Source organism: Periweissella cryptocerci (genome assembly GCF_004358325.1).
Classification (GTDB): domain Bacteria; phylum Bacillota; class Bacilli; order Lactobacillales; family Lactobacillaceae; genus Periweissella; species Periweissella cryptocerci.
On record NZ_CP037940.1, the window covers coordinates 2,139,424 to 2,163,913 of the forward strand.

General features: G+C 42.4%; 16 protein-coding genes, 10 tRNA genes, 3 rRNA genes and 1 riboswitch. Of the genes, 28 read left to right on the forward strand and 1 reads right to left on the reverse strand.

Features of this window, described 5'->3' with window-relative positions:
- Positions 1-235 precede the first annotated feature (235 nt).
- From EQG49_RS09300 to EQG49_RS09420, 24 genes are all read left to right on the forward strand, one after another.
- Complete coding sequence (locus tag EQG49_RS09300; protein WP_133363729.1) at positions 236-976, forward strand: outer membrane protein assembly factor BamD; 741 nt, start codon at positions 236-238, stop codon at positions 974-976.
- 2 nt (positions 977-978) lie between these two features.
- Positions 979-1,161: a hypothetical protein gene (locus EQG49_RS09305; RefSeq protein WP_133363730.1), complete on the forward strand. Its 183-nt coding sequence runs from the start codon at positions 979-981 to the stop codon at positions 1,159-1,161.
- A 424-nt stretch (positions 1,162-1,585) separates the two neighbouring features.
- Positions 1,586-1,852: a phosphocarrier protein HPr gene (locus tag EQG49_RS09310; RefSeq protein ID WP_133363731.1), complete on the forward strand. Its 267-nt coding sequence runs from the start codon at positions 1,586-1,588 to the stop codon at positions 1,850-1,852.
- Entirely contained in the window at positions 1,852-3,576 is a 1,725-nt protein-coding gene (gene ptsP, locus EQG49_RS09315; protein WP_133363732.1) for a phosphoenolpyruvate--protein phosphotransferase, read from the forward strand. Before EQG49_RS09310 ends, ptsP begins: the two co-directional genes overlap by 1 nt.
- Before the next feature lie 399 nt (positions 3,577-3,975).
- Positions 3,976-5,193: a glycosyltransferase gene (locus EQG49_RS09320; RefSeq protein ID WP_133363733.1), complete on the forward strand. Its 1,218-nt coding sequence runs from the start codon at positions 3,976-3,978 to the stop codon at positions 5,191-5,193.
- Between the two features lie 17 nt (positions 5,194-5,210).
- Positions 5,211-6,281: a lysylphosphatidylglycerol synthase transmembrane domain-containing protein gene (locus EQG49_RS09325; RefSeq protein WP_133363734.1), complete on the forward strand. Its 1,071-nt coding sequence runs from the start codon at positions 5,211-5,213 to the stop codon at positions 6,279-6,281.
- Complete coding sequence (locus EQG49_RS09330) at positions 6,278-6,523, forward strand: DUF1797 family protein (protein WP_133363735.1); 246 nt, start codon at positions 6,278-6,280, stop codon at positions 6,521-6,523. Before EQG49_RS09325 ends, EQG49_RS09330 begins: the two co-directional genes overlap by 4 nt.
- A gap of 340 nt (positions 6,524-6,863) precedes the next feature.
- Positions 6,864-8,960: an LTA synthase family protein gene (locus tag EQG49_RS09335; protein WP_133363736.1), complete on the forward strand. Its 2,097-nt coding sequence runs from the start codon at positions 6,864-6,866 to the stop codon at positions 8,958-8,960.
- Positions 8,961-9,801: 841 nt separating this feature from the next.
- A 16S ribosomal RNA gene (locus EQG49_RS09340) occupies positions 9,802-11,372 on the forward strand.
- Positions 11,373-11,466: 94 nt separating this feature from the next.
- Positions 11,467-11,540, forward strand: a tRNA-Ile gene (locus EQG49_RS09345).
- 6 nt (positions 11,541-11,546) lie between these two features.
- Positions 11,547-11,619: transfer RNA gene (locus EQG49_RS09350), tRNA-Ala, on the forward strand.
- A 212-nt stretch (positions 11,620-11,831) separates the two neighbouring features.
- Positions 11,832-14,759, forward strand: a 23S ribosomal RNA gene (locus EQG49_RS09355).
- Positions 14,760-14,845: 86 nt separating this feature from the next.
- Positions 14,846-14,962: ribosomal RNA gene (gene rrf / locus EQG49_RS09360) — 5S ribosomal RNA — on the forward strand.
- The 16S, 23S and 5S rRNA genes sit together here with 9 tRNA genes alongside, the layout of an rRNA operon.
- Positions 14,963-14,972: 10 nt before the next feature.
- Positions 14,973-15,044 (forward strand) — tRNA-Glu (locus EQG49_RS09365).
- 74 nt (positions 15,045-15,118) lie between these two features.
- Positions 15,119-15,192, forward strand: a tRNA-Asp gene (locus tag EQG49_RS09375).
- A 23-nt stretch (positions 15,193-15,215) separates the two neighbouring features.
- Positions 15,216-15,288 (forward strand) — tRNA-Phe (locus tag EQG49_RS09380).
- A gap of 40 nt (positions 15,289-15,328) precedes the next feature.
- Positions 15,329-15,399 (forward strand) — tRNA-Trp (locus EQG49_RS09385).
- Positions 15,400-15,410: 11 nt separating this feature from the next.
- Positions 15,411-15,483 (forward strand) — tRNA-His (locus tag EQG49_RS09390).
- 8 nt (positions 15,484-15,491) lie between these two features.
- A tRNA-Gln gene (locus EQG49_RS09395) sits at positions 15,492-15,563 on the forward strand.
- Positions 15,564-15,601: 38 nt separating this feature from the next.
- A tRNA-Leu gene (locus tag EQG49_RS09400) sits at positions 15,602-15,685 on the forward strand.
- Between the two features lie 127 nt (positions 15,686-15,812).
- Positions 15,813-16,667: an HlyD family secretion protein gene (locus EQG49_RS09405; RefSeq protein WP_133363737.1), complete on the forward strand. Its 855-nt coding sequence runs from the start codon at positions 15,813-15,815 to the stop codon at positions 16,665-16,667.
- A gap of 209 nt (positions 16,668-16,876) precedes the next feature.
- Positions 16,877-16,947: transfer RNA gene (locus tag EQG49_RS09410), tRNA-Cys, on the forward strand.
- 165 nt (positions 16,948-17,112) lie between these two features.
- Entirely contained in the window at positions 17,113-17,931 is an 819-nt protein-coding gene (locus EQG49_RS09415) for a Cof-type HAD-IIB family hydrolase (protein ID WP_133363738.1), read from the forward strand.
- Positions 17,931-18,932: an LTA glycolipid anchor biosynthesis glycosyltransferase, IagA/BgsA family gene (locus tag EQG49_RS09420; RefSeq protein ID WP_133363739.1), complete on the forward strand. Its 1,002-nt coding sequence runs from the start codon at positions 17,931-17,933 to the stop codon at positions 18,930-18,932. Before EQG49_RS09415 ends, EQG49_RS09420 begins: the two co-directional genes overlap by 1 nt.
- Positions 18,933-19,017: 85 nt before the next feature.
- Here the strand turns inward: EQG49_RS09420 and EQG49_RS09425 are convergent, their stop codons facing one another.
- A complete protein-coding gene (locus EQG49_RS09425; RefSeq protein WP_133363740.1) occupies positions 19,018-19,845 on the reverse strand; it encodes a hypothetical protein in 828 nt (275 codons plus the stop codon).
- A gap of 139 nt (positions 19,846-19,984) precedes the next feature.
- Positions 19,985-20,075: riboswitch (SAM riboswitch) on the forward strand.
- A gap of 103 nt (positions 20,076-20,178) precedes the next feature.
- On the opposite strand from EQG49_RS09425, the gene metK reads away from it, so the two are divergent.
- The 4 genes from metK to EQG49_RS09445 all read left to right on the forward strand — a co-directional run bounded on the left by metK (position 20,179) and on the right by EQG49_RS09445 (position 24,478).
- On the forward strand, positions 20,179-21,381 hold the full coding sequence (gene metK / locus EQG49_RS09430; RefSeq protein WP_133363741.1) for a methionine adenosyltransferase: 1,203 nt from the start codon (positions 20,179-20,181) through the stop codon (positions 21,379-21,381).
- Positions 21,382-21,691: 310 nt separating this feature from the next.
- Entirely contained in the window at positions 21,692-22,669 is a 978-nt protein-coding gene (locus EQG49_RS09435; protein ID WP_133363742.1) for a mannose/fructose/sorbose PTS transporter subunit IIA, read from the forward strand.
- 28 nt (positions 22,670-22,697) lie between these two features.
- Complete coding sequence (locus tag EQG49_RS09440; protein WP_133363743.1) at positions 22,698-23,504, forward strand: mannose/fructose/sorbose family PTS transporter subunit IIC; 807 nt, start codon at positions 22,698-22,700, stop codon at positions 23,502-23,504.
- Positions 23,505-23,530: 26 nt separating this feature from the next.
- Positions 23,531-24,478, forward strand: a complete 948-nt coding sequence (locus tag EQG49_RS09445) for a PTS system mannose/fructose/sorbose family transporter subunit IID (protein WP_133363744.1) — start codon at positions 23,531-23,533, stop codon at positions 24,476-24,478.
- Positions 24,479-24,490: the final 12 nt, after the last annotated feature.

Below are 24,490 nucleotides of genomic sequence, written 5' to 3' on the forward strand. Positions count from 1 at the left end.
AAGCTTACAATATGCCGGAGATTGTTGTAGATTACTTCATTCAGCGAAAATGTGAATCGAGGACTAATGTTTTGATATGCCCAGTATTTTGTGATGACTGTGGCTAACACTTATATGTAGAACACTTGTCATCGTATCGAAACAGTGTGGTCATGTGTGTGGGTAGATTTAACTGTTTATTAATAAAATATCTAGTATAATAAAGTCCAGATTATAAATCGGAGGAATCTATTTCATGAAAAAGGTATTTGCAACAATTGGGGTTTTAGCTTTACTGGCGGTTGTAGTTAGCGGATGCGGCTTGTTCTCAAAGGACTCTAAGGGTAACGACGCATATGCTTCAGCAATCAGTGCTGGTAAGCAAGCGGTAAACGATGGGGAATACAAGAGTGCGCAACGAGAATTTCAAACGGCACTTGATAAGAAGAAAAATGATTACGCAGCACAAACTTATTTAGCACAAACGAAAGCATTCGTTGCTGGTCAAAAGGCAATGAAAGCAAAAGATTTTGACACAGCAACGCAATATTTCCAACAAGTTACCGGCGCAAACAAAGGTTTAGATACTTTGATTCAACGCGCCAATAACGAAATTTCTTCTATTAAAGATAAGCAAGCAGCAAGTAGTTCAAGTGCGGCTATCGCACAAAGCTCATCTGCTGCAAGCTCATCATCAGAAAGTGCCACTAGTTCATCAGTGGCAACGTCAACTGTTACAAGCTCAAGTTCATCAGCGAAAAAAGATGAAAATGAAGGCGTTGGTTCTGATAAGAGTGGTAATGACACCAAGGATTCAATGGGAAACAAAATCACTAACAGTGAAATCAAACAAGCGCGTGCTACTTTGAATAAGGCCGGCATCCAAGCAGGGGCTTTCTCAGATTCAGATATCAAAGGCTTCATTAAGCAAGCTTCAGATCCAACTAGTGGTGGATTGGTCCAAGTAGTCCAAGACTTTATTAATACAGGTAAATAACTATGGTTGATTACGAAGTACTACTCGAGCAAGTACGGAGCGGTGAAATTACTGAGTTTGTTGTTAACAATGCCGACTTCCCAGCTTTCCACAAAGTTTGGCAAGGATATTCATACCAAAACCAAATTCGTGGTGAGGCCACCCGTGGCGGGGTTGTGACTTATACACGCTTGGAAACAAATTAATTAAAGTGAAATGGAGTGCGACAGAATTTGTCGCGCTCCATTTTTTTATGAAGTTCATGAAGCAGCTTCCCGTCCACCATCGCGAGCATAGTGGAGGAATACACTTGTAACCAAAATAATTCACATTTGAAACGATGCTTGGCATGGATTTACTGAAAAGTGTGGTTAGTCTAGTACTAATACGAACTGCGATATCAGTAATCGCAAAGGGTGCGTTGATGTTGTGCTTGAAAGCCTTTTCATTATTGGTATATAAACTTTTTGAAGATTCTGTGAAATTAATCAAAATGGGCTATTTTGCACAGAAAACCCCTTGTAAAACGTTTACATTTTAGTTATCATTAGTTCATAAGGTTTGGCGAACCATCATCTGATGGGTTTTCGCCCCTATCTAAAATGTGCATAAACAAGGAGAATTAATATTATGGAATCACGTAACTTTCACGTTGTAGCAGAAACTGGTATCCACGCTCGTCCAGCAACCCTTTTGGTGCAAAGCGCATCTAAGTTCGGTGCTGACATCACTCTTTCATACGAAGGTAAGGATGTTAACTTGAAGTCAATCATGGGTGTTATGTCACTCGGTGTTGGCCAAGGAGCTGACGTTACTATCTCAGCTACTGGGGATGACGAAGCTGATGCAATCGCAGCGATTGTTGACACTATGAAAAAGGAAGGCCTTTCAGAATAATGACTAAAAAACTTAGTGGTATCGCAGCCAGCAATGGTGTTGCTATTGCTAAGGCTTATAAATTAGTTGATCCTGATCTGTCTTTTGACAACAAATCAATTACTGATGTTGATGCAGAAAAGGGCCGCTTAAATGCGGCCTTTCGTGCATCTATTGATGATTTAACTAAGATTAAAGCCAAAGCAGCTGAAAACTTGGGCGCAGAAGAAGCTGAAGTTTTCGAAGCACACATTACAATCCTTTCAGATCCTGAAATGATTTCATCAATGGAACAACAAATTGAAAATGACAAAGTTAATGCTGAAACGGCATTGAAGTCAGTTACAGATATGTTTATTGGCATGTTTGAAGCAATGACAGATAATACCTACATGCAAGAACGTGCAGCAGATATCCGCGACGTTACGAAGCGTGTACTTTCACACTTGCTTGGTGTAACTTTGCCAAACCCTGCTTTGATTGACGAAGAAGTTGTGATTGTATCAAAGGATTTAACACCTTCAGATACTGCCCAACTTGATCGTAAATTTGTTAAGGGATTTGTTACTGATTTGGGTGGTCGGACTTCACACTCATCAATTATGGCCCGTACTTTGGAAATTCCAGCTGTGGTTGGTTCTGAAGTTGCAACTTCAGAAATTGAAGAAGGCACAGTTGTGATTGTTGATGGTTTACATGGTGATTTCATCATTGACCCAACTGAAGACGAAATTGCTACTTACACTAAAATGGGTGCAGAATATGCTGACCAAAAAGCTGAATGGGCTAAGTTGAAAGACGAAAAGACTTTGTCAGCTGATGGTGTTGAATTCATGACTGCAGCTAACATCGGTACACCAAAAGACCTTGATGGTGTTTTGGAAAACGGTGCTGAAGGAATTGGTTTATACCGGACTGAATTCTTATACATGGATTCTGCCGAAATGCCAACTGAAGATGACCAATTTGCAGCTTACAAGGCTGTCCTTGAAGGTATGAACGGTAAGACTGTTACCGTTCGTACTATGGACATTGGTGGTGATAAGGATCTTCCTTACATGCCATTGCCTAAGGAAGAAAACCCATTCTTGGGTTACCGTGCTTTGCGGATTTCATTGGATCGGACTGAAATGTTCCGGACCCAACTTCGCGCATTGCTCCGTGCATCAGCATACGGTAAGCTATGGATTATGTTCCCAATGGTTGCGACTTTGCCTGAATTCCGTGCAGCAAAGGAAATCTTCGAAGACGAAAAGTCTAAGTTGATTGCGGCTGGCGTAGAAGTTGCCGATGGTATCAAGCTCGGAATTATGATTGAAATCCCTGCAGCAGCAATGCTTTCAGATAAGTTTGCTAAAGAAGTTGATTTCTTCTCAATTGGTTCTAATGACTTGATTCAATACACAATGGCTGCCGATCGTGGTAACGAAAAGGTTTCATACCTTTACCAACCATATAACCCATCAATTTTGCGTCTTATTAAGATGACCATTGATAACGCCCACAAAGAAGGTAAGTTTGTTGCCGTATGTGGTGAAATGGGTGGTGATCCAATTGCCGTGCCATTGCTCATGGGACTTGGTTTAGACGAATTCTCAATGAGTGCTACTTCAATCTTGCAAGCTCGTTCATTGATGAAGAAGCTTACAACTACTGAAGTTAAGGAACTTGCCCTTAAGGCGATTGACCTTGAAACTAACGATGAAGTTAAGGCGTTAGTTGAAGCAACTGTTGCTGGTAAGTAAGATAGTAAAAACAAAGGTGGATGACAATTTGTTATCCACTTTTTTTGACCATTTTTACACTGTACGATAGTTATGTAGATTGTCTAAAATGATTTTGTTTTTGATGTGGAACATTCATCCTACATATTAACGCGGGTACTAGAGAAACAAACCGAAGTGCCGTATAGTGGCTAATATAAGAGACTCAGTATGACAGCAAAGGATATTGCGCACGCACTATTAGGAAGTGGGGAAAATCACATATTACATTTACCTAATATCCATGGTCGCCACTAGCTAAGTGTGATATGATTTTGTATGTCAAAATTATTACAAAGTCAGATTTTGTGTTAGAATAATTCAATGTTACGTCAAAATATCGGCGTACAATAAAGTAAAAGAGACAAGGAGGAACTTCGGATGAACATTGGTTTATTTACAGATACATACTATCCCCAAGTGAGTGGTGTTGCGACGTCAATTTTAACGTTGCGTGAAACACTGGAAGCTCAAGGGCATCAAGTATATATCTTTACCTCAACTGATCCAAAAGTTGCCAAAAATGTCTATGAAAGAAATATTTTCCGTTTTCCTAGTTTTCCGTTTACCGGTTTTCCTGATCGCCGTTTAGCATATAGTGGTGCTTTACACGCTGTTCAGATTGCTAAGGAACTCGATTTAGACATCGTGCATACGCAAACTGAATTTTCGATGGGGATGATTGGGAAGTTTGTCGCTTTCACCTTGAAGATTCCAGCAATTCATACATACCACACTATGTATCAAGATTATTTACACTACGTGGCCAATGGTAAGTTAATTAAGCCTGGAACGGTGAAAACCGCTATTCGTAATTATTTAAAAAATATGGAAGGGGTGGTCGCACCATCCCAACTGGTCTTAGATACAATGCTTGAGTATGGGGTGACCGCGCCGGTCCGTGTAATTCCGACAGGGGTGAATGTACATTCTGAGGTGACTACTGAAGATGTCGCCCAACTGCGGACACAGTTTGGCTTTGAAACCGATACTCCGGTGGCACTTTCGTTAGGACGCTTAGCATTTGAAAAGAATATTGAAGATACCATTAATGCATTCAGTAAAATTGTTGACACGATTCCAGCAGCCAAATTATTGATTGCTGGAGATGGTCCGGCCCGTGAAAGCTTAGAAAAACGCGTGACGGATTTGCACTTGGAAAAAAGTATCATCTTTACTGGAATGATTGATCACAGTGAAGTCCCTAAGTATTACGCGATGGCCGACGTGTTTGTTTCTTCATCAGATTCTGAATCGCAAGGATTAACCTATTTGGAAGCGCTAGTCCAACATACACCAATCGTTGTCATGGACAGTCCATATGTCGAGTGGTTAATTAGTGATCCGAGCATTGGGATTAGTTTGAATACAGTAGAAGACTTAGGTGAAGCACTCACAACATACTTAAACAAAACTGCAGCAGTGGGTGATGTTACAAAGCGTGATATTAAGATTGAAGAAGTTAGTGCAGAACACTTTGGTAACGAGATGCTGGATTTTTATCAAACAGTTATCAATGATTACAATGCAAATGAAGAACAAACTGGTGATTCCCTTTTTGGCACAATCAGTAACCCGTTCAAGCGTTGGCATGAGTAGCGGGGTAATAAGAAAAAATGAATAGAAAAAATCGGATTGTGCTAGTCCTGATGCTATTGATTGGTGTCGGAATTTTCGCCTTTTCAATGCGCAATGTTAATCTAGAAGATATGTTACATGATATTGTTACAATTAAGCTTGGTTGGTTATTGCTAGCACTACTTTGTATTGTGTTGTATTTATTAATCGAAGCAATTATTGTGAAAGTATTTGTCGGTAATCGTGTTGAAGGATTCACGTTCCGTAATGCAGTGCGAATCCCACTGGTTGAACAACTCGGGAACGGAATCACGCCTTTTGCGAGTGGAGGGCAACCGTTTCAATTGGTTGCGATGATGCAAGCCGGTGTAGAACCAGGGTATGCCAGTGCCGTACTATTGATGAAGTTTATCGTGTACCAGTTTGTAATTGTCCTAAATTTCTTCATGGCACTGATTTATGGCTCCCATTTTATGGCTGATAAAGTCCACATTATGAAGTATTTGATGGTATTTGGATTTGCCATTCACTTTGCTGTGATTATTGGTTTAATCTTGGTGATGTATTGGTACGGCCTAACGAAGCGCTTGGTTGCGTTGGCGTTGAACTTTGTTAAATGGTTTGGTTTTGGCGGCAAAGAAAAACGTTTAGAACGACATGCGCGGTTGACGGAGTGGGCTGATGAACGCCTGTTGAGTTTCCATGAAGAAAGTTTACGAATGAGTCGTGACTGGCCTTTGATGTTGAAGGGGCTAGGGCTGACATTTGTTCAATTAATGTTTTACTATTCAATCCCGTTCTTTATCTTACTTGCATTGGGATATGACCACATTAATTACTTTTTGATCACGGCCTTGCATGTGTTGATTGTCATGGTCATTTCGCTGTTCCCAATCCCTGGTGGTTCAGGTGGTGCGGAAGTCAGTTTTTCGGCCTTATTCAGTAGTTTCATTGCATCTTCATCTGATTTAGTTTTGGCGATGCTGTTATGGCGGTTTTTAACGTACTACTTTGGGATGTTTGCGGGAATGATTGCATTCAATACTAAAGCGGATAAAGTAAAAACCAAACACAACTGGAGTTTACGGCGAAAGAAGGATTTAGAATGAAACAGAATTTGCAACAAATCATCGAACGGTTAAAAGCGATGCGCCATGACCGTAACAGCGATACGCAAATTCGGAATTTCGATGCTTTTGGAGTTGCTGTGTGTACAGTGACATTCAATCAACTAACCAATTTGTTTGAGGTCGACGAGTTATTTGCTAATCGGCATTTTGAATTTGATAATTTGGATTTAGCGGCAATCGAAGTATACGATCAACTACACGATTTCCAAACGATATTTTAAAAAGCGTGGAACAAAAGGTTAAATAGTATCTAGGTTTACCAGTAACAAGCAGAATGCTTTTGGCTCACGGCAAATGGCATGATTTCTACCTTATTTCGGATAAGGTGAGATTGTGCTTTTTTTATTACGATACGGATGGATATGTGCTATTGGGAGATGTGCTATTGGGAGATGCTAACCAGGATGTTGAATTAGGTTTGTCTGAGGACCTACGCATGGAGTTAAGTTTTAATCTGGGTTAGAATTGTATTAAATTGTGCCTTCAAAGGGCGTTCGTGATTGTATTTTACTCAATCACCAGTATAATTGGATTGTTATCTTAAAAAGTGGAGGAATCACGATGTCGAAGTTATTCAAGAAGTTAGGCGCGAGCTTACAAACTACAGTCGGCTTCTTTTTCTTGTCGACGTTTCTGATTTGGTTAAAAACATATATCGTATATAAAACTGACTTTACGCTCGGTGCGTCCGGTCCGTTACAAGAATTTTTACTTGTTTTGAATCCAATTGGCTCGGCATTATTGTTATTAGGGATTGCACTGTATTTCCGGGGGCGTTTTAGTTACTGGATTATGGTCTTAATCAATTTCTTAGAATCAGTGTGGCTTTTTGCCAATGTACTTTATTATCGTGAATTTTCGGATTTTCTATCAGTTTCTATTATGGGAAGCACAAGCTCAGTAGATAATAATTTAGGTAAGTCATTGGGTGGTATCTTGCATATGGGTGATTTCTTCGTCTTTATTGATATCATTGTCTTGATTGGATTACTACTCTGTAAAGTCATCAAAGTTGATAAGTTAAAAATAAAAAAGCGCTTTGCTTTGACGATGACGGCGTTCAGCTTTTTCTTAATCTTAACTGATTTTGGAATGGCTAGTGCAGATCGTTCGGGTTTGTTAACACGGACATTTGATAATAACTATATTGTTAAATATCTAGGGTTGAACGAGTACTTAGCATTCAACATGTTCCAAACGCACAAACAAGAAGCGTCACGTTCAGCGGCAACTGCCAAAGATTTAAAGCCAATTTTGAAATTTATCAATAGTCACCGGACACCAGACAATGTTGATTACTTTGGTAAAGCTAAAGGGAAAAATGTGTTTGTTTTCCACTTGGAAAGTCTCCAACAATTTATGATTGGTTACAAATGGGACGGCCAAACGGTTATGCCTAATTTAACTAAGTTCTATCATAATAAGAATACGTTAGGTTTTGACAACTTCTTTAATCAAGTTGGGCAAGGTAAGACATCAGATGCAGAAACGATGTTAGAAAACTCGCTCTATGGGTTACCTAGTGGCTCGGCAATGGTTAATTATGGTGGCAGTAATACATTTAATGCGGCACCAGCCATCTTGGACCAACAAGGTTATACAACGGCAGCGTTCCATGGGGATGTTGCTAGTTTCTGGAATCGAGATAACACGTATAAATCATGGGGATACGATTACTTCTTTAGTAAGCCGTTCTACCCCAATTCAGAAAATCCAAATTACAATGTCGGGTATGGGATGAAGGACAAAATTTTCCTTCGTGACTCAGCCCAGTATATTGAACAATTACCACAACCTTTCTATGCAAAGATTATCACGGTTACAAATCACTATCCTTATGATTTAGATAAAGAAAACCAAACGATAAAACCATTTGATACTGGTGATAATACCGTTGATGGATATGTACAAACGGCGCGGTATTTAGATCAATCATTCGGAGAATTTATCACATGGTTGAAGAAGGCCGGTTTATACAAGAACAGTATGATTGTATTGTATGGGGACCACTACGGTATTTCTAATAATCACCGACCAGCAATTGCTAAGCTCTTACACAAGGATAGTATTAACAACTACGATTTAGCTCAGTTCCAAAAAGTACCATTTATGATTCACATGAATGGCTTGAAGGGTGGTATTAATCATACGTATGGTGGGGAAATTGACGTGCTACCAACCTTACTTGATTTATTAGGGATTAAAGACGATGAATACGTTCAATTTGGTTCGGATTTATTGTCGCCCAAGCACCCAGGGATTGTTCCATTCCGGGATGGGAACTTTGTGTCAAAAGACTATACTAAGTTTGGCAATCAATACTATGTCACATCCAGTGGGGAAGAAGTATTCCCAAGTAAGGATGCGAATGTGAAAAAAGAAATTGATGCTGATCAAAGCTTTGTCGATACAACCCTAGAAGATTCGGATAAGGTAATCATGGGGGATCTGTTACGTTTCTATCACCCACATGATTTCCAACCAGTCGATAAGAAGGACATCAGTTATAAAGTATCTACCACTGACGCAGCCTTGAAGAAAGACTTAGTGACGCAGCCATCAAGTATTCTTGCGCGTAATCATGGTAAATCAGTCGCAGACTTATATAAAACTGATGCACCAGAACTCAAAGGTGAAGAAGACGATACAACTAAATAGTGAAAAGACTGAATGGGACAACATTTTATGCTAGTTGCAATCAGAAACTCTGTCATGTGAAATGGCTCGACGACTACTTTATGCTAAATAAGGTAGCGGTCGAGCTATTTTTGCGTTTACATGATTTCAGCGATGGGGTCTTTGAGATGGTTACTATTGAGTAGGAACGACTAAAAATCAAGATATCGCTAGTTAACGTTGCAAGTAAGAAGACAAATTGATTTAAATTGGCAGGAAATTGATTGGGAGGGAAAAGTAATGGCGGATTAAAAACAAATATTTGTAGAAAATAGCGTTTTTTATGTGTTTTGTATGGAAGTATTTTTAAAAAAGTGGTTAGAAAAAGGCGGCTTCTGAAAACGTGGCAAGTTAGCGAAAAAAACAGACTGAACAAACAAATGCGAGGTGTGATTGATAGTTCGGAAAATCGGTGGATATAGGGACGATTTTACGTGATATTTTCAATTTTCATTGGAAAACAAGAAACGTGAAATTCTTTTTCAAAAAGTCGCTAAAAATTGTTGACGAAAGGCGGTGTAACTAGTAATATAGTTTAAGTCGTAAGGGAGTAATCGCTTATGAAGTTCAAAAAAATAAATCGAAATTAGTGCTTGCAATTCACTAGCACATTCGGTATTATAAATAAGTACTGCGGATGAGATAAGCCGCTACGTAGATCTTTGAAAACTGAATAAAGTTTTGACAATCAAATGATGTAAGGGTCTTAGATTTTGAATCTAAGATGTACAGATTTGCAAAAGTCAATTTCGCAAATAAATTGAATCAATTACCTCCCCGGTAATTGATTCAGGATAACAAAAGAGTCATCAAGACTCAATTTTAAATTGAGAGTTTGATCCTGGCTCAGGATGAACGCTGGCGGCGTGCCTAATACATGCAAGTCGAACGGACTGTGGTGATTATGATTGAAGAGCTTGCTCGGAGAGATTAATCACAATGCAGTCAGTGGCGAACGGGTGAGTAACACGTGGGAAACCTACCTCTTAGCAGGGGATAACATTTGGAAACAGATGCTAATACCGTATAACAATTAGAACCGCATGGTTCAAGTTTAAAAGATGGTTCTGCTATCACTAAGAGATGGTCCCGCGGCGTATTAGCTAGATGGTGAGGTAATGGCTCACCATGGCAATGATACGTAGCCGAGTTGAGAGACTGGATCGGCCACATTGGACTGAGACACGGCCCAAACTCCTACGGAGGCAGCAGTAGGGAATCTTCCACAATGGACGAAAGTCTGATGGAGCAACGCCGCGTGTGTGATGAAGGCTTTCGGGTCGTAAAACACTGTTATAAGAGAAGAACGTCAGTGAGAGTAACTGTTCATTGAGTGACGGTATCTTATCAGAAAGGGACGGCTAAATACGTGCCAGCAGCCGCGGTAATACGTATGTCCCAAGCGTTATCCGGATTTATTGGGCGTAAAGCGAGCGCAGGCGGTTATTTAAGTCTGATGTGAAAGCCTACGGCTCAACCGTAGAATTGCATCGGAAACTGGATAACTTGAGTGCAGTAGAGGAGAGTGGAACTCCATGTGTAGCGGTGAAATGCGTAGATATATGGAAGAACACCAGTGGCGAAGGCGGCTCTCTGGACTGTAACTGACGCTGAGGCTCGAAAGTGTGGGTAGCAAACGGGATTAGATACCCCGGTCACACGTAAACGATGAATGCTAGTTGTTTAGAGGGGTTTCCGCCCTTAGTGACGTAGCTAACGCATTAAAGCATTCCGCCTGGGGAGTACGACCGCAAGGTTGAAAACTCAAAGGAATTGAACGGGCCCGCACAAGCGGTGGAGCATGTGGTTTAATTCGAAGCAACGCGAAGAACCTTACCAGGTCTTGACATCCCTTGACACTCCTAGAGATAGGACGTTCCCTTCGGGGACAAGGTGACAGGTGGTGCATGGTTGTCGTCAGCTCGTGTCGTGAGATGTTGGGTTAAGTCCCGCAACGAGCGCAACCCTTATTACTAGTTGCCAGCATTAAGTTGGGCACTCTAGTGAGACTGCCGGTGACAAACCGGAGGAAGGTGGGGATGACGTCAAATCATCATGCCCCTTATGACCTGGGCTACACACGTGCTACAATGGATGGTACAACGAGTCGCAAAGTCGCGAGGCTAAGCTAATCTCTTAAAGCCATTCTCAGTTCGGATTGTAGTCTGCAACTCGACTACATGAAGTCGGAATCGCTAGTAATCGCGGATCAGCACGCCGCGGTGAATACGTTCCCGGGCCTTGTACACACCGCCCGTCACACCATGAGAGTTTGTAACACCCAAAGTCGGTGGGGTAACCTTCGGGAGCCAGCCGCCTAAGGTGGGATAGATGATTAGGGTGAAGTCGTAACAAGGTAGCCGTAGGAGAACCTGCGGCTGGATCACCTCCTTTCTAAGGATAATACGGAAACTTACACATTTGTCAAAACTTTATTTAGTTTTGAGAGGTTTACTTCTCAATATTAATTGGATTTACCCAATTCCATGGGCCTATAGCTCAGCTGGTTAGAGCGCACGCCTGATAAGCGTGAGGTCGATGGTTCGAGTCCATTTAGGCCCATATCATGGGGAATTAGCTCAGATGGGAGAGCACCTGCTTTGCAAGCAGGGGGTCAGCGGTTCGATCCCGCTATTCTCCATTGTAACCTTCAGGTTACAATGTAAAACTTGTTCTTTGAAAACTGAATACTATCATTTAAATTAATTAATCAATTCAATTTTTAATATTTATATTATTAAATTGAGCCGAGAACATCGCGTTTTTTTGAGTTTTAAAACAATAGTTTTATTTCGCTTTAAAGGTCAACTATCAAGTTGACCGCTCAAAAATTAACCGTATCGAAAGATACTAGGTTAAGTTAATAAGGGCGCATGGTGGATGCCTTGGCACTAGGAGCCGATGAAGGACGGGACTAACACCGATATGCTTCGGGGAGCTGTAAGTAAGCTTTGATCCGGAGATTTCCGAATGGGGAAACCCAATTACGTGAGTAATTATCACCTGCTGAATATATAGGCAGGATGAAGGTAGACGTTGTGAACTGAAACATCTCATTAGCAACAGGAATAGAAAGAAAAATCGATTCCGGTAGTAGCGGCGAGCGAAATCGGAAGAGCCCAAACCTAGAAGCTTGCTTCTAGGGGTTGTAGGACAGAACATTGGAGTTACCAAGTTATAACATAGATGAATCAACTGGGAAGTTGAGCTAGAGAGGGTGATAGCCCCGTAATCGAAATGTTATAGCCTCCGTTCTGGATCCTGAGTACGGCGGAGCACGTGAAATTCCGTCGGAATCCGCGGGGACCATCCCGCAAGGCTAAATACTCCCTAGTGACCGATAGTGAACCAGTACCGTGAGGGAAAGGTGAAAAGCACCCCGGAAGGGGAGTGAAATAGTTCCTGAAACCATGTGCTTACAATAAGTTAGAGCCCGTTAATGGGTGATAGCGTGCCTTTTGTAGAATGAACCGGCGAGTTACGATAACATGCAAGGTTAAGGTGGAAAGACCGGAGCCGTAGCGAAAGCGAGTCTGAAATGGGCGAATATAGTATGTTGTTGTAGACCCGAAACCAGGTGACCTACCCATGTGCAGGATGAAGGTGCGGTAAAACGCACTGGAGGTCCGAACCCGTGTCTGTTGAAAAAGGCTGGGGATGACGTGTGGGTAGCGGTGAAATTCAAACGAACTTGGAGATAGCTGGTTCTCTCCGAAATAGCTTTTAGGGCTAGCCTCGGAATTAGAATCCACGGAGGTAGAGCAACTGTTTGGACTAGGGGCCATCTCGGTTACCAAAATTCAAGATAAACTCCGAATGCCGTTGATTTATGTCCGGAGTCAGACGATGAAGTGATAAGAATCCACCGTCGAAAGGGAAACAGCCCAGACCGCCAGTTTAAGGTCCCTAAATATATGTTAAGTGGAAAAGGATGTGGAGTTGCATAGACAACTAGGATGTTGGCTCAGAAGCAGCCACCATTTAAAGAGTGCGTAATAGCTCACTAGTCGAGTGATTCTGCGCCGAAAATGTACCGGGGCTAAACATATTACCGAAACTGCGGGTGCCACGTAAGTGGCGCGATAGGAGAGCGTTCTAAGGGCAATGAAGCTAGACCGTGAGGACTGGTGGAGCGCTTAGAAGTGAGAATGCCGGTATGAGTAGCGAAAGACAGGTGAGAATCCTGTCCACCGAATGACTAAGGTTTCCTGGGGAAGGCTCGTCCTCCCAGGGTTAGTCGGGACCTAAGGCGAGGCCGAGAGGCGTAGTCGATGGATAACCAGGTTGATATTCCTGTACAGGTGTATTTGTTTGAACAATTGGAGGGACGCAGAAAGGATAATGAATGCGCACTGCTGGATATTGTCGTTTAAAATCGTTAAGTCTTGATAAGAGTCAAATGCTTTTTATCTTCAAGGAACAAGCGATGATGAGACCGAAATTTAAGTAGGGAAGTTTCATGATTTCACGCTGGCCGAGAAAAGCTTCTAGTTAGAATACATTTGCCCGTACCGCAAACGACACAGGTAGTCGAGGAGAAGAATCCTAAAGGTGTGCGAGAGAACTCTCGTTAAGGAACTCGGCAAAATGACCCCGTAACTTCGGGAGAAGGGGTGCTGACCGCAAGGTCAGCCGCAGTGAATAGGCCCAGGCGACTGTTTATCAAAAACACAGGTTTCTGCAAAATCGTAAGATGACGTATAGGGGCTGACGCCTGCCCGGTGCTGGAAGGTTAAAAGGATGGCTTAGCTTCGGCGAAGGTCAGAATTGAAGCCCCAGTAAACGGCGGCCGTAACTATAACGGTCCTAAGGTAGCGAAATTCCTTGTCGGGTAAGTTCCGACCCGCACGAAAAGGCGTAACGATCTGGGCACTGTCTCACGAGAGACTCGTGAAATTTAAATACCCGTGAAGATGCGGGTTACCCGCGACAGGACGGAAAGACCCCATGGAGCTTTACTGTAGCTTGATATTGAGTGTTTGTGCAGCTTGTACAGGATAGGTAGGAGCCGTAGAAATCGGGACGCTAGTTTCGATTGAGGCGTTGGTGGGATACTACCCTCGCTGTGACCACTCTAAACTCACACCACTAATCGTGTGGAAAGACAGTGTCTGGCAGGCAGTTTGACTGGGGCGGTCGCCTCCTAAAGTAAACGGAGGCGCCCAAAGGTTCCCTCAGAATGGTTGAAATCATTCGTAGAGTGTAAAGGCATAAGGGAAGCTTTGACTGTGAGACTGACTAGTCGAGCAGGTACGAAAGTAGGCTTAGTGATCCCGGTGGTTCGCAATGAAGGGCCATCGCTCAACGGATAAAAAGCTACTGGGGATAACCAGGCTTATCTCCCCCAAGAGTCCACATCGACGGGGAAGGTTTGGCACCTTCGATGTCGGCTCATCGCATCCTGGGCTGTAGTCGGTCCCAAAGGGTTGGGCTGTTTCGCCATTAAAGCGGTACGCGAGCTGGGTTCAGAACGTCGTGAGACAGTTCGGTCCCTATCCGTCGCGGGCGCAGGAAATTTGAGAGGAGCTGTCCTTAGTACGAGAGGACCGGGATGGACATACCTCTGGTGTACCAGTTGTTCCGCCAGGAGCATCGCTGGGTAGCTATGTATGGATGAGATAAACGCTGAAAGCATCTAAGTGTGAAACTCGCCTCGAGATGAGATTTCCCATTTCTTTATGAAAGTAAGACCCCTCAAAGATGATGAGGTAGATAGGTTAGAAGTGGAAGTGCAGTGATGCATGGAGCGGACTAATACTAATCGGTCGAGGACTTAACCACGAAGTGGTGTCCGGTAAGATTAATTAAATGATAGTATTCAGTTTTGAGAGACGAAGTTATTAATTTCTCAGATATAATTCAAAAAGTGTGGTGGCGATAGCGCAGAAGATACACCTGTTCCCATGCCGAACACAGAAGTTAAGCTCTGTAGCGCCAAAAGTAGTTGGGGGATCGCTCCCTGCGAGGATAGGACGTCGCCATGCTTTGAATTATGTCCCGTTGGTCAAGTGGTTAAGACACCGCCCTTTCACGGCGGTAACATGGGTTCGAATCCCGTACGGGACACTTTCGGAAGATTAGCTCAGTTGGGAGAGCGTCTGCCTTACAAGCAGACAGGTTCGAGTATCTTCATTATCATTGGTCGCATGGTATAGTTGGTTATTACGCCCGCCTGTCACGCGGGAGATCACGGGTTCGAGTCCCGTTGTGACCGTTGCAACATTTATTAAGCAGTATGGCTCTGTAGCTCAGTTGGTAGAGCAATGGATTGAAGCTCCATGTGTCGGCGGTTCGATTCCGTCCAGCGCCATTGGGTGAGCTGTAATGCTCGAGTGGTTTTGCAAAGCTATAGGGATATAGTTTAATGGTAGAACTATGGTCTCCAAAACCATCAGTGGGGGTTCGACTCCCTCTATCCCTGTTTATATTATGGCGGTATTGGTGAAGTGGTTAACACACTGGTTTGTGGTACCAGCACGCATGGGTTCGATTCCCATATACCGCCCTTGTTATTGGGCTATAGCCAAGCGGTAAGGCAATGGTTTTTGGTACCATCATGCGCTGGTTCGAATCCAGCTAGCCCAGTTATTAATCTAGCCTAGGTTAGTAAAACATATAGATATGCCGTTGTGGCGGAATTGGCAGACGCGCTGGACTCAAAATCCAGTTCCTTCACGGGAGTGTGGGTTCGACCCCCACCGACGGCACTAAAGAAGGTACCGGATTACTTAATTGTAATTCGGTATTTTTGTTTATAAATTGAATTGAGTGCAGGACACAGATGGGGCTCTGTAGATAAATGAAACTGCGGAATTATGATAACGAGGGATAATCATGAACGAAGAGAACGACAAACGAGAAGAAGATGCCGAGAATTTAGTCATTGGTTCCGGAAAACGGATGATGAGTAAGGAATTCACACTTTTTGATCAAGAATCACATACGCACAAAAATTTAACCCCGCAAAATTTTCCTGGCATTTTACATGAGCCTGAACCAGAAGAAAAAATTAAACAACGGCAACTTAACGCCCGTAAAGCACATCGGCGCCAAGTCATCATAACTACACTATTGGCCAGTTTGGTGGTGATTGTGATTATTGCCGTCGGGTTATGGTTCTACATAGGTATGGTAGATAAACAAAATAGCGCACGCGAAGCTAAACAGCATTCAACAGCACAATCAATTTCTGCTAAATCAACAACCCAAGTAGATAAATTAAATGTTAAGCCAACGGATTATAAATGGGGAGCCACAGTTAAGCAGATTAGTCCAACTGATTATCTAGCCAATGTGTATGGTAAGCAAAAACAATTTTTCTTAGTTTTGGGTGCAAGCAGTGATGCTAAGCTGGCTAGTCTCGCAAAGCAAACAGATACGAATGTGAGCGAGTTTGGAATCAACACACCAATTTATTTTATTGATGCTGCCAAATACTATTACAATGGTGATAAAACTGATAATAAAAATTATCAACAAATTTTAACGAGCATGGGTTTAATATCGCAGGCTAATACGGATACAAAATCAGAGAATCAGGATTTCAAAAGTACGTTGTTTGCTAGTAAGTTAGTTAAGCAAGATAATAAAGCAGCTTACAGTAGCTATAAGGCCGATGCAAGCATGTGGGGGAAATCAGCCGAGTTACATGCTTGGCTAGCACAGGTAACACCACAACTGCTTAAATAGACGTCTGTGCGCATGACTGAATGTCATTGTGGATAATATTGCTCGTAAGGACGAAAAACGAGCATGTGCTAAATAAACATGCTATACGGTGTGGGTGTTTATAGAACGATATTCAGTTTGGTGATGTACTTATAATTAATAAGCGAAAAGGCAAGGACAGTACTTGACAGTTATGCTGCTATTTTATATACTTAGTAGGTTGTTGAAATGGTGGTATAGCCAAGTGGTAAGGCATGGGTCTGCAAAACCCTGATCGTCGGTTCGAATCCGATTACCACCTTAATAAATTGCTGCTGAAGCGCGCAGTAAGTAGGATAAGTGCTCAAAACGATATGCTGATTCAGCTGACGTTTTGAGCATTTTTTTATTAATATTAATGTTAAAGTATACATGACATCTTGCTGAATGCCGAAAGTTAAATTGTCGAATCAAGGGGGGATTACTAATGAATTTAAAAATGATTGCAACTGATATGGACGGAACTTTCTTAACGGACGATAAAAAATACAATGTAGATCGTTTCCGGGAACAACTAAAGTTTATGGAGAAAAAAGGGATTCGCTTTGTTGCCGCGAGTGGGAACCAATATCAGCACCTGTATGACATTTTTGCACCAGTGAATGATCAGTTTCAAATTGATTTTGTTGCTGATAACGGTGCTCGAATTTTTACAGGAGCCGATTTATTATATGAATCACCAGTATCTAGTGAGCAATTACGGCGGATTATTGAATGGAATGCGCAAAATCCGGGTAGTTTAGATAACCTAATTATCCTGTCGGGCGCTGAGAGTGCTTATGTCAGCAATCATGCAACGCCAACAACATTAGCCGAAGTTAGCACTTTTTATGCGCCAATTAAGCAAGTTGAGAAATTATTGGAAGTGCCAGATAATGTTTTCAAGGTTACTTTTGTATGGCCTGATATGGCAGTTGAAAAATATGTAATCCAACTACGCAATATTTTTGGTGAAGAATTGCATGCCACAGGATCAGGTTTCGGGAGTGTGGATTTACTAGCGAAAGAAGTTAATAAAGCCCACGGAATTAGTCGACTCCAACGTGAATACGGAATTGAAACTGCGGACATCGTGGCCTTTGGTGACAATGATAACGACTTGGAAATGTTGAATTACGTGGACCAAGGGTATTTGATGCCAAACGCGTACAAATGGATGCGTGAACAAATTAATTTACGGGCACTGAATGATAATAACCATGAAGGTGTTCTTGATACAATTGAGCAATTACTGGGAGAAGTCTAATGAAAGTTTTATTATATTTTGAAGCACAAAAACTGATTGCCCAATCAGGGATTGGTAATGCATTAAGACACCAAATGGCAGCCTTGGAAGCAGTCGGAATTGAATATACCACCAATCCAAAAGATGATTATGATATCCTCCATATTAATACCTATGGGTTGAATAGTCGCCACGTTGTCGCCCAAGCGCGGAAGGCGGGTAAGCCAGTTGTTTATCACGCGCATTCAACTGAAGAGGATTTTCGGAATTCGTTTATTGGTTCAAACCAATTAGCACCATTTTATGGGAAGTATTTGATCGGGTTATATAAGCTTGGTGATGTGTTGATTACCCCAACACCTTACTCGAAGCAGCTATTAAGAAATTACGGATTAACACAACCAATTTATCCGGTTTCTAATGGGATTAAATTAAGTAAGTATCAACCAAATCCAGTTAAAGAAGATAAGTTCCGGGAGTATTTCCATCTTGGTTCAAAAGAAAAAGTCGTAATTAGTGTTGGCTTATTTTTCATCCGTAAAGGAATCGATGATTTTGTCAAAATCGCGGCCTTGAATCCCGATGTGCGTTTCATTTGGTTTGGCCATATAAATTTTGCGACGATTCCAGCGAAAGTTCGGCGAATTGTAAAACACGACCATCCGGCGAATGTTGAGTTTCCTGGCTACATTACGGGGGACATTATTGAAGGGGCTTATAGTGGCGCGGATGCCTTTTTATTTCCTTCACGGGAAGAAACTGAGGGGATTGTGGTGCTTGAAGCGCTTGCCTCATATCAAAACGTGTTAGTGCGTGACATTCCAGTCTATGATGGTTGGCTTGAAGATGGCGTCAATGTCTTGAAGGCTCAGGATGTTACATCATTTAATAGCAAGCTACAAAAATTATTGACTACTGACAATCAGGCGATGCGCGAAGCTGGTTATGCCACTGCGGCAAAGCGTTCAATTCCGCAAGTTGGTCAGCAGCTTAAAGCAATTTATGAAAGTTTACTGCAATAACATAATTTAGCCAATGCGTAGTTAGATTCACCACCATTAACAGTAAAAACACCCACGCAGAATTTACGTGGGTGTTTTTGATTTGTTAGTGTTGTTGGAAAAAAATCATTAACACGGTAATCATTTGCAATACCGTGAAGGCGACCATTTGATAGTCACGTTTGAGCCGTAAATTAATCAAGATAAGCCACGTAACGGTGACAATAAGAATGGCGAGAATTGTCCAGAAGTTTAGCGGCAACGTTAAAATATCAATTAAAAAGAAAAGCCCAAAGACTAAACTGACCATGCGTTTAGGAGTTTCATTTTCGATAAAAATTGGTGACATGAAAAATAGATAGCTGAGGATTAATGGTAACAAGGTCCATAAAAATGGTTCAGTCACATAACTGTTTTGCAGATAAAAAATCGTCATCGGCAAGGCAAATGAGGCACCTACTGAATAGATAATGAGTCCAAAAGTATTTTGGAGTTTCAGCCATTTGAATTGGACTAATAACATGAAGCCAGAAAACATCAAGAGCATGATGAAAAGTTCGATACTTCCTTTGATTAGACTACTAAAGGTGAGAATCAGACTGGCAATTAAAAAGAAGGGCGCAATCCAAGAACGGAAACGAGAGTTAAAGGTAAAGAAAATCCCTAAACTAACAAAAATCGTATAGCCAATCAAAACTTGCAAATTAACCGGTAATTGGCCGTTTAAATGTTGGCTATAGATTAACGGGTACGTCCACCAGATAACGTTTTGGGCAATAACGGTAATTAGGGCACTAATCCATGGAATATTACGTAGGCGCTCTTTTAATGTTCGGGGTTGGTTATCGGTTGGTAGTGGGGTAGTTGTGGTTGCCGTGGTTGCTTGGCCGGTGTGTTCAAGGCGATTTATCCGGGCACTATATTCTTCATCCATTTTATGCAGGGCTCCTAATTGTTACGTTCGGTATGCGAATTTTTACGTTGATTAACGCTTGCGGTGAGTTTGTTATCTTTCATTTTAGCAATCATACTTGCATTTCACAATATATTAAGCTAATATAGTCAAGTATCATTCTTCATAGAGAGTGCGCGAGGGGCTTGCCCGTTGACCGCACACCAACCTACAGTGATAGCTGCAAGGTGGTAATACAAGATCGATGAAGATAGCTCACATATGACATTAGCTCATTGCGACTATCCGAATCAAGGATGGTCGCAATTTTTTTATTTCTAGAGAATTTTTCTCGTAATTAAGAAGGAGTCTACAATGTCAGAATATACAAAAGAACCACGTCTTTTCACATCAGAATCAGTTTCTGAAGGTCACCCAGATAAGATTGCTGATCAAATCAGTGATGCAATCTTAGATGCAGTTTTAGCACAAGACAAGCACGCACGGGTAGCGGTTGAAACTTCAGTTACAACGGGACTTGTCCTCGTGTTTGGTGAACTTTCAACGTCAGCTTACGTTGACATCAACAAAATTGTCCGCGATAAAATTAAAGCGATTGGTTACAACCACGCGGAATTTGGATTTGATGGTGACAACACTGGTGTGATGGTCGCAATCGATGAACAATCAGCTGATATCGCCCAAGGGGTTGATACGGCAATTGAAAACCGTGAAGAAGGTGGGCAAGATCCATTTGATCAAATTGGTGCCGGTGACCAAGGTTTGATGTTTGGATATGCAACTGACGAAACTGAAGAATACATGCCTTTATCACTTATGTTGAGTCACAAATTAGTACACAAGCAAGCTGAGCTCCGTAAGAACGGTCAAATTGCTTACTTACGACCAGATGCTAAGGCGCAAGTAACGGTTGAACTTGATGAAGCCGGCAAGCCTTTCCGTGTGGATACAGTTGTATTGTCAACACAACATGACCCTGATGTTTCATTAGTTCAAATTCGTGAAGACGTGATTGAACAAATCGTCCGCGTGGTGATTCCAAACGAATTATTGGATGACAACACGAAGTACTTCATCAACCCAACTGGTCGTTTCGTGATTGGTGGACCTCAAGGGGATGCTGGTTTGACTGGTCGTAAGGTCATTGTTGATACTTACGGTGGTGCTGCACGTCACGGTGGAGGAGCTTTCTCAGGGAAGGATGCCACTAAGGTTGACCGTTCAGCTTCATACGCTGCTCGTTATATTGCCAAGAACATCGTCGCGGCTGGTTTAGCTAAAAAAGCGGAAATCCAATTAGCCTACGCAATTGGTGTTGCGCAACCAGTTTCAATTGCGATTGAAACTTTCGGTACAGGCACTGTGTCTGAAGAAGTATTGGTAGCGGCCATTCGTGCCAACTTCGACTTGCGTCCAGCCGGCATTATCAAGATGCTCGATTTGCAACGTCCTATCTATGCCCAAACTGCGGCTTATGGTCACTTTGGTCGTTTGGACCTCGACTTACCATGGGAAAAGTTGGATAAGGTCGATGTTTTGAAGGCAGCGGTTAAATAAATAGCTTAAAGAGACGAAAATGACCCAATCGAGGGTTGTTTTCGTCTTTTTACTTACTATTTGTACGACCTGTAACAAGTGTAACATTAGGGCCCCATTCGACCTAAAACCTGCGAAATGTGGCTAATTATGCTGTTTTTGCACGTCATTTCGCGCGTAACCCATACCATTTTATGAAACCGTTTTCATTGGAGCTGGTTAGGCATTTTTAGGTGACCTTGTTAAAAACATTATTAGTGTTAAGCTTGCGGTAAGGTCACTGTTGGGCGACCTTGAGTGAACTATCATGCAATATATTAGGGGGCAACATATGGTTCAAATTATTATTGCTAGTCATGGGGGCATGGCTGCAGGTATTAAGCAATCAAGCGAGATGATATTTGGTGTGCAACCAAATATTAATACGGTTACTTTTTTGCCGGCGGAAGGTTTGGAGGATTTGACTGCAAAGTATAATCAAGTAATTAATACTTTTGCGGCAACCGATGAAATTCTCTTTTTGATTGATTTGTGGGGTGGATCACCGTTTAATGTTGCCAGTAGCATTCAGGCAACCGGATCACACAAGAGTGCCATTGTCACTGGTTTAAATCTACCGATGGTCATTGAAGCTGCTGGTGTACAAACAACCATGACGGACATTGAGGAAATGGCACATTACTTGGTTGGGATAGCAAAAGAAGGCATTCGGAGCCTTCCAGAAGTGGTTTCTAACGTTGAACCAGCAGATGTGCCACAGGCTATTGTACATGCAGCACCAGTACAGCGTGCTGCTACACATACTGGGCACATGGAACTTGATGTTCGCCTGGTCAGAATTGATTCACGTTTATTACATGGTCAGGTTGCAACTGGGTGGACTAAGTCAGCGGGCCAAGAACGTATTTTTGTCGTGTCAGATACAGTTGCACAAGATGAAATGCGCAAAACGTTGATTACGCAAGCAGCACCAGCAAATGTAACGGCGAGCGTGATTCCGATTGCTAAGTTAATTGATATTTATGATGACACGCGTTTTCACGGCGTTAAAGTGATGATGCTTTTTGAGACACCACAAGACGTCAAGCGGGTGACCGACGCGGGAATTATCTTTACGAGCGTCAATGTTGGTTCAATGACGTACACGGATGGCAAGACGATGATTACCAATGCGGTGGCCGTTGATGCTGATGATGTGGCAGATTTTAATAGCATGATGGCTGCCGGGGTTAGATTTGAAGTTCGCCAAACACCGAGGGATTCCGAGCAAGATTTAACGACACTATTTAAAAAGAAGAAGCTAGTTTGAAATTAAATATCATATGGGGGTATGAAACATGACAGCATTTTTTGTAGTTTTAATCGCATTTTTAGCGGGAGTTGAAGGGGTTGCCGAACAGTTTCAGTTTCACCAACCAATTTTGGCGGCGTCACTGATTGGTTTAGCAACTGGCCACTTGATTGAAGGCGTTGTCTTGGGTGGTACGCTGCAATTAATCACCTTAGGCTGGATGAATATTGGGGCAGCAATGGCGCCGGATGCAGCGTTAGCATCCGTAGTCTCGGCGTACCTAGTTACCGGGCCTGCGCAAGTTGATATAAAAACAGGGATTGCGATTGCGATTCCGCTTGCCATTGCAGGACAAGTATTAACGATTGTGGTGCGGACGTTAACCATTAGTTTTGCCCACATTGCTGACCGTGAAGCAGATAAAGGTAATGTCCAAGCCATCGATATCCTGAATTTAGCGGGTGTCGGGATTCAAGGACTCCGCATTGCCATACCAATGATTATCGTTATGGCTGTTGGGGCCGAACCAGTACGTGCGGCTTTAGCAAGTATCCCAGACGTTATTACGGGTGGTTTGGCCGTTGCGGGTGGTTTCATTGTGGTCGTTGGGTATGCAATGGTCATCAATATGATGGCTTCACCGGACTTATGGCCGTTCTTTTTCCTCGGTTTTGCACTTTCGGCTTTGTCAGAAGTGAACTTAATTGGAATGGGGATTATCGGATTGGTCTTAGCCCTAGTGTACTTACAATTATCACCAAAATTCAATAATAAGGATGATGGTGACGGTGGTGGTACCGGTGGGGGAACGTCTGGTGGTAATGACCTTGATGCAATCTTGAATGATTATTAAGCACGGTAAAATGGGGGATAAGCAAAATGGACGAAAGTAAAACAACTGAAAAACGGATTACTAAAAAAGATTTAAGGTCTGTCTGGTGGCGCAGCACGTTCTTAATGGGGGCTTGGAATTATGAACGCATGCAAAATATTGGCTGGGCATTTTCAATGGTACCAGCGATTAAACGACTCTATAAGACAAAGGAAGACCGTGCTGCTGCCATGCATCGGCACCTCGAGTTCTTTAATACGCATCCATATGCAGCGGCACCAATTTTAGGCGTCGAAATTGCCCTTGAGGAACAACGGGCGAACGGCGCCGATATTAATGATGAAGCGATTAGTGGAGTTAAAGTCGGTATGATGGGACCATTAGCTGGTGTTGGTGATCCGGTATTCTGGGGAACGTTACGACCAGTGGTGGGGGCATTTGCGGCTTCACTAGCACTCTCACGAAATGTGCTGGGACCAATTTTATTCTTTGTTATTTGGAATGTCTTACGGATGAGCTTTACCTGGTTTACGCAGAATATGGGATATACACAAGGAACGAACATTACCCAAAATCTGGGTGGCGGGATGATGCAAAAAATCACGCAAGGCGCCTCAATCTTAGGAATGTTCATCATGGGTGTGCTAGTTCCACGGTGGACCACAATGAATTTCCCGGTTGTGATTTCAAGTGTTAAAAATGAAGCAAAGAATGTGGTAGATTTATCAACATTAGCTGACGCTGCCAATCGCGGCAAAGTTTCTGCAGCTCAATTACGTAATATGTACGATCAAATTATCTCAGGAAAACAAGTTGATATGTTTAAAGTCACAACACTTCAAGATGTCTTTAACACGTTGATTCCTGGATTGATGCCATTGCTGTTGATGTTTGGCGTTTTATGGTTATTACGGCATAAAGTTAGTCCAATTTTGATTATTGTCGGGTTGTTCGTTCTCGGAATTGCGGGATACGGCACGCACATATTAGGCTAAGTGATGGTGTAG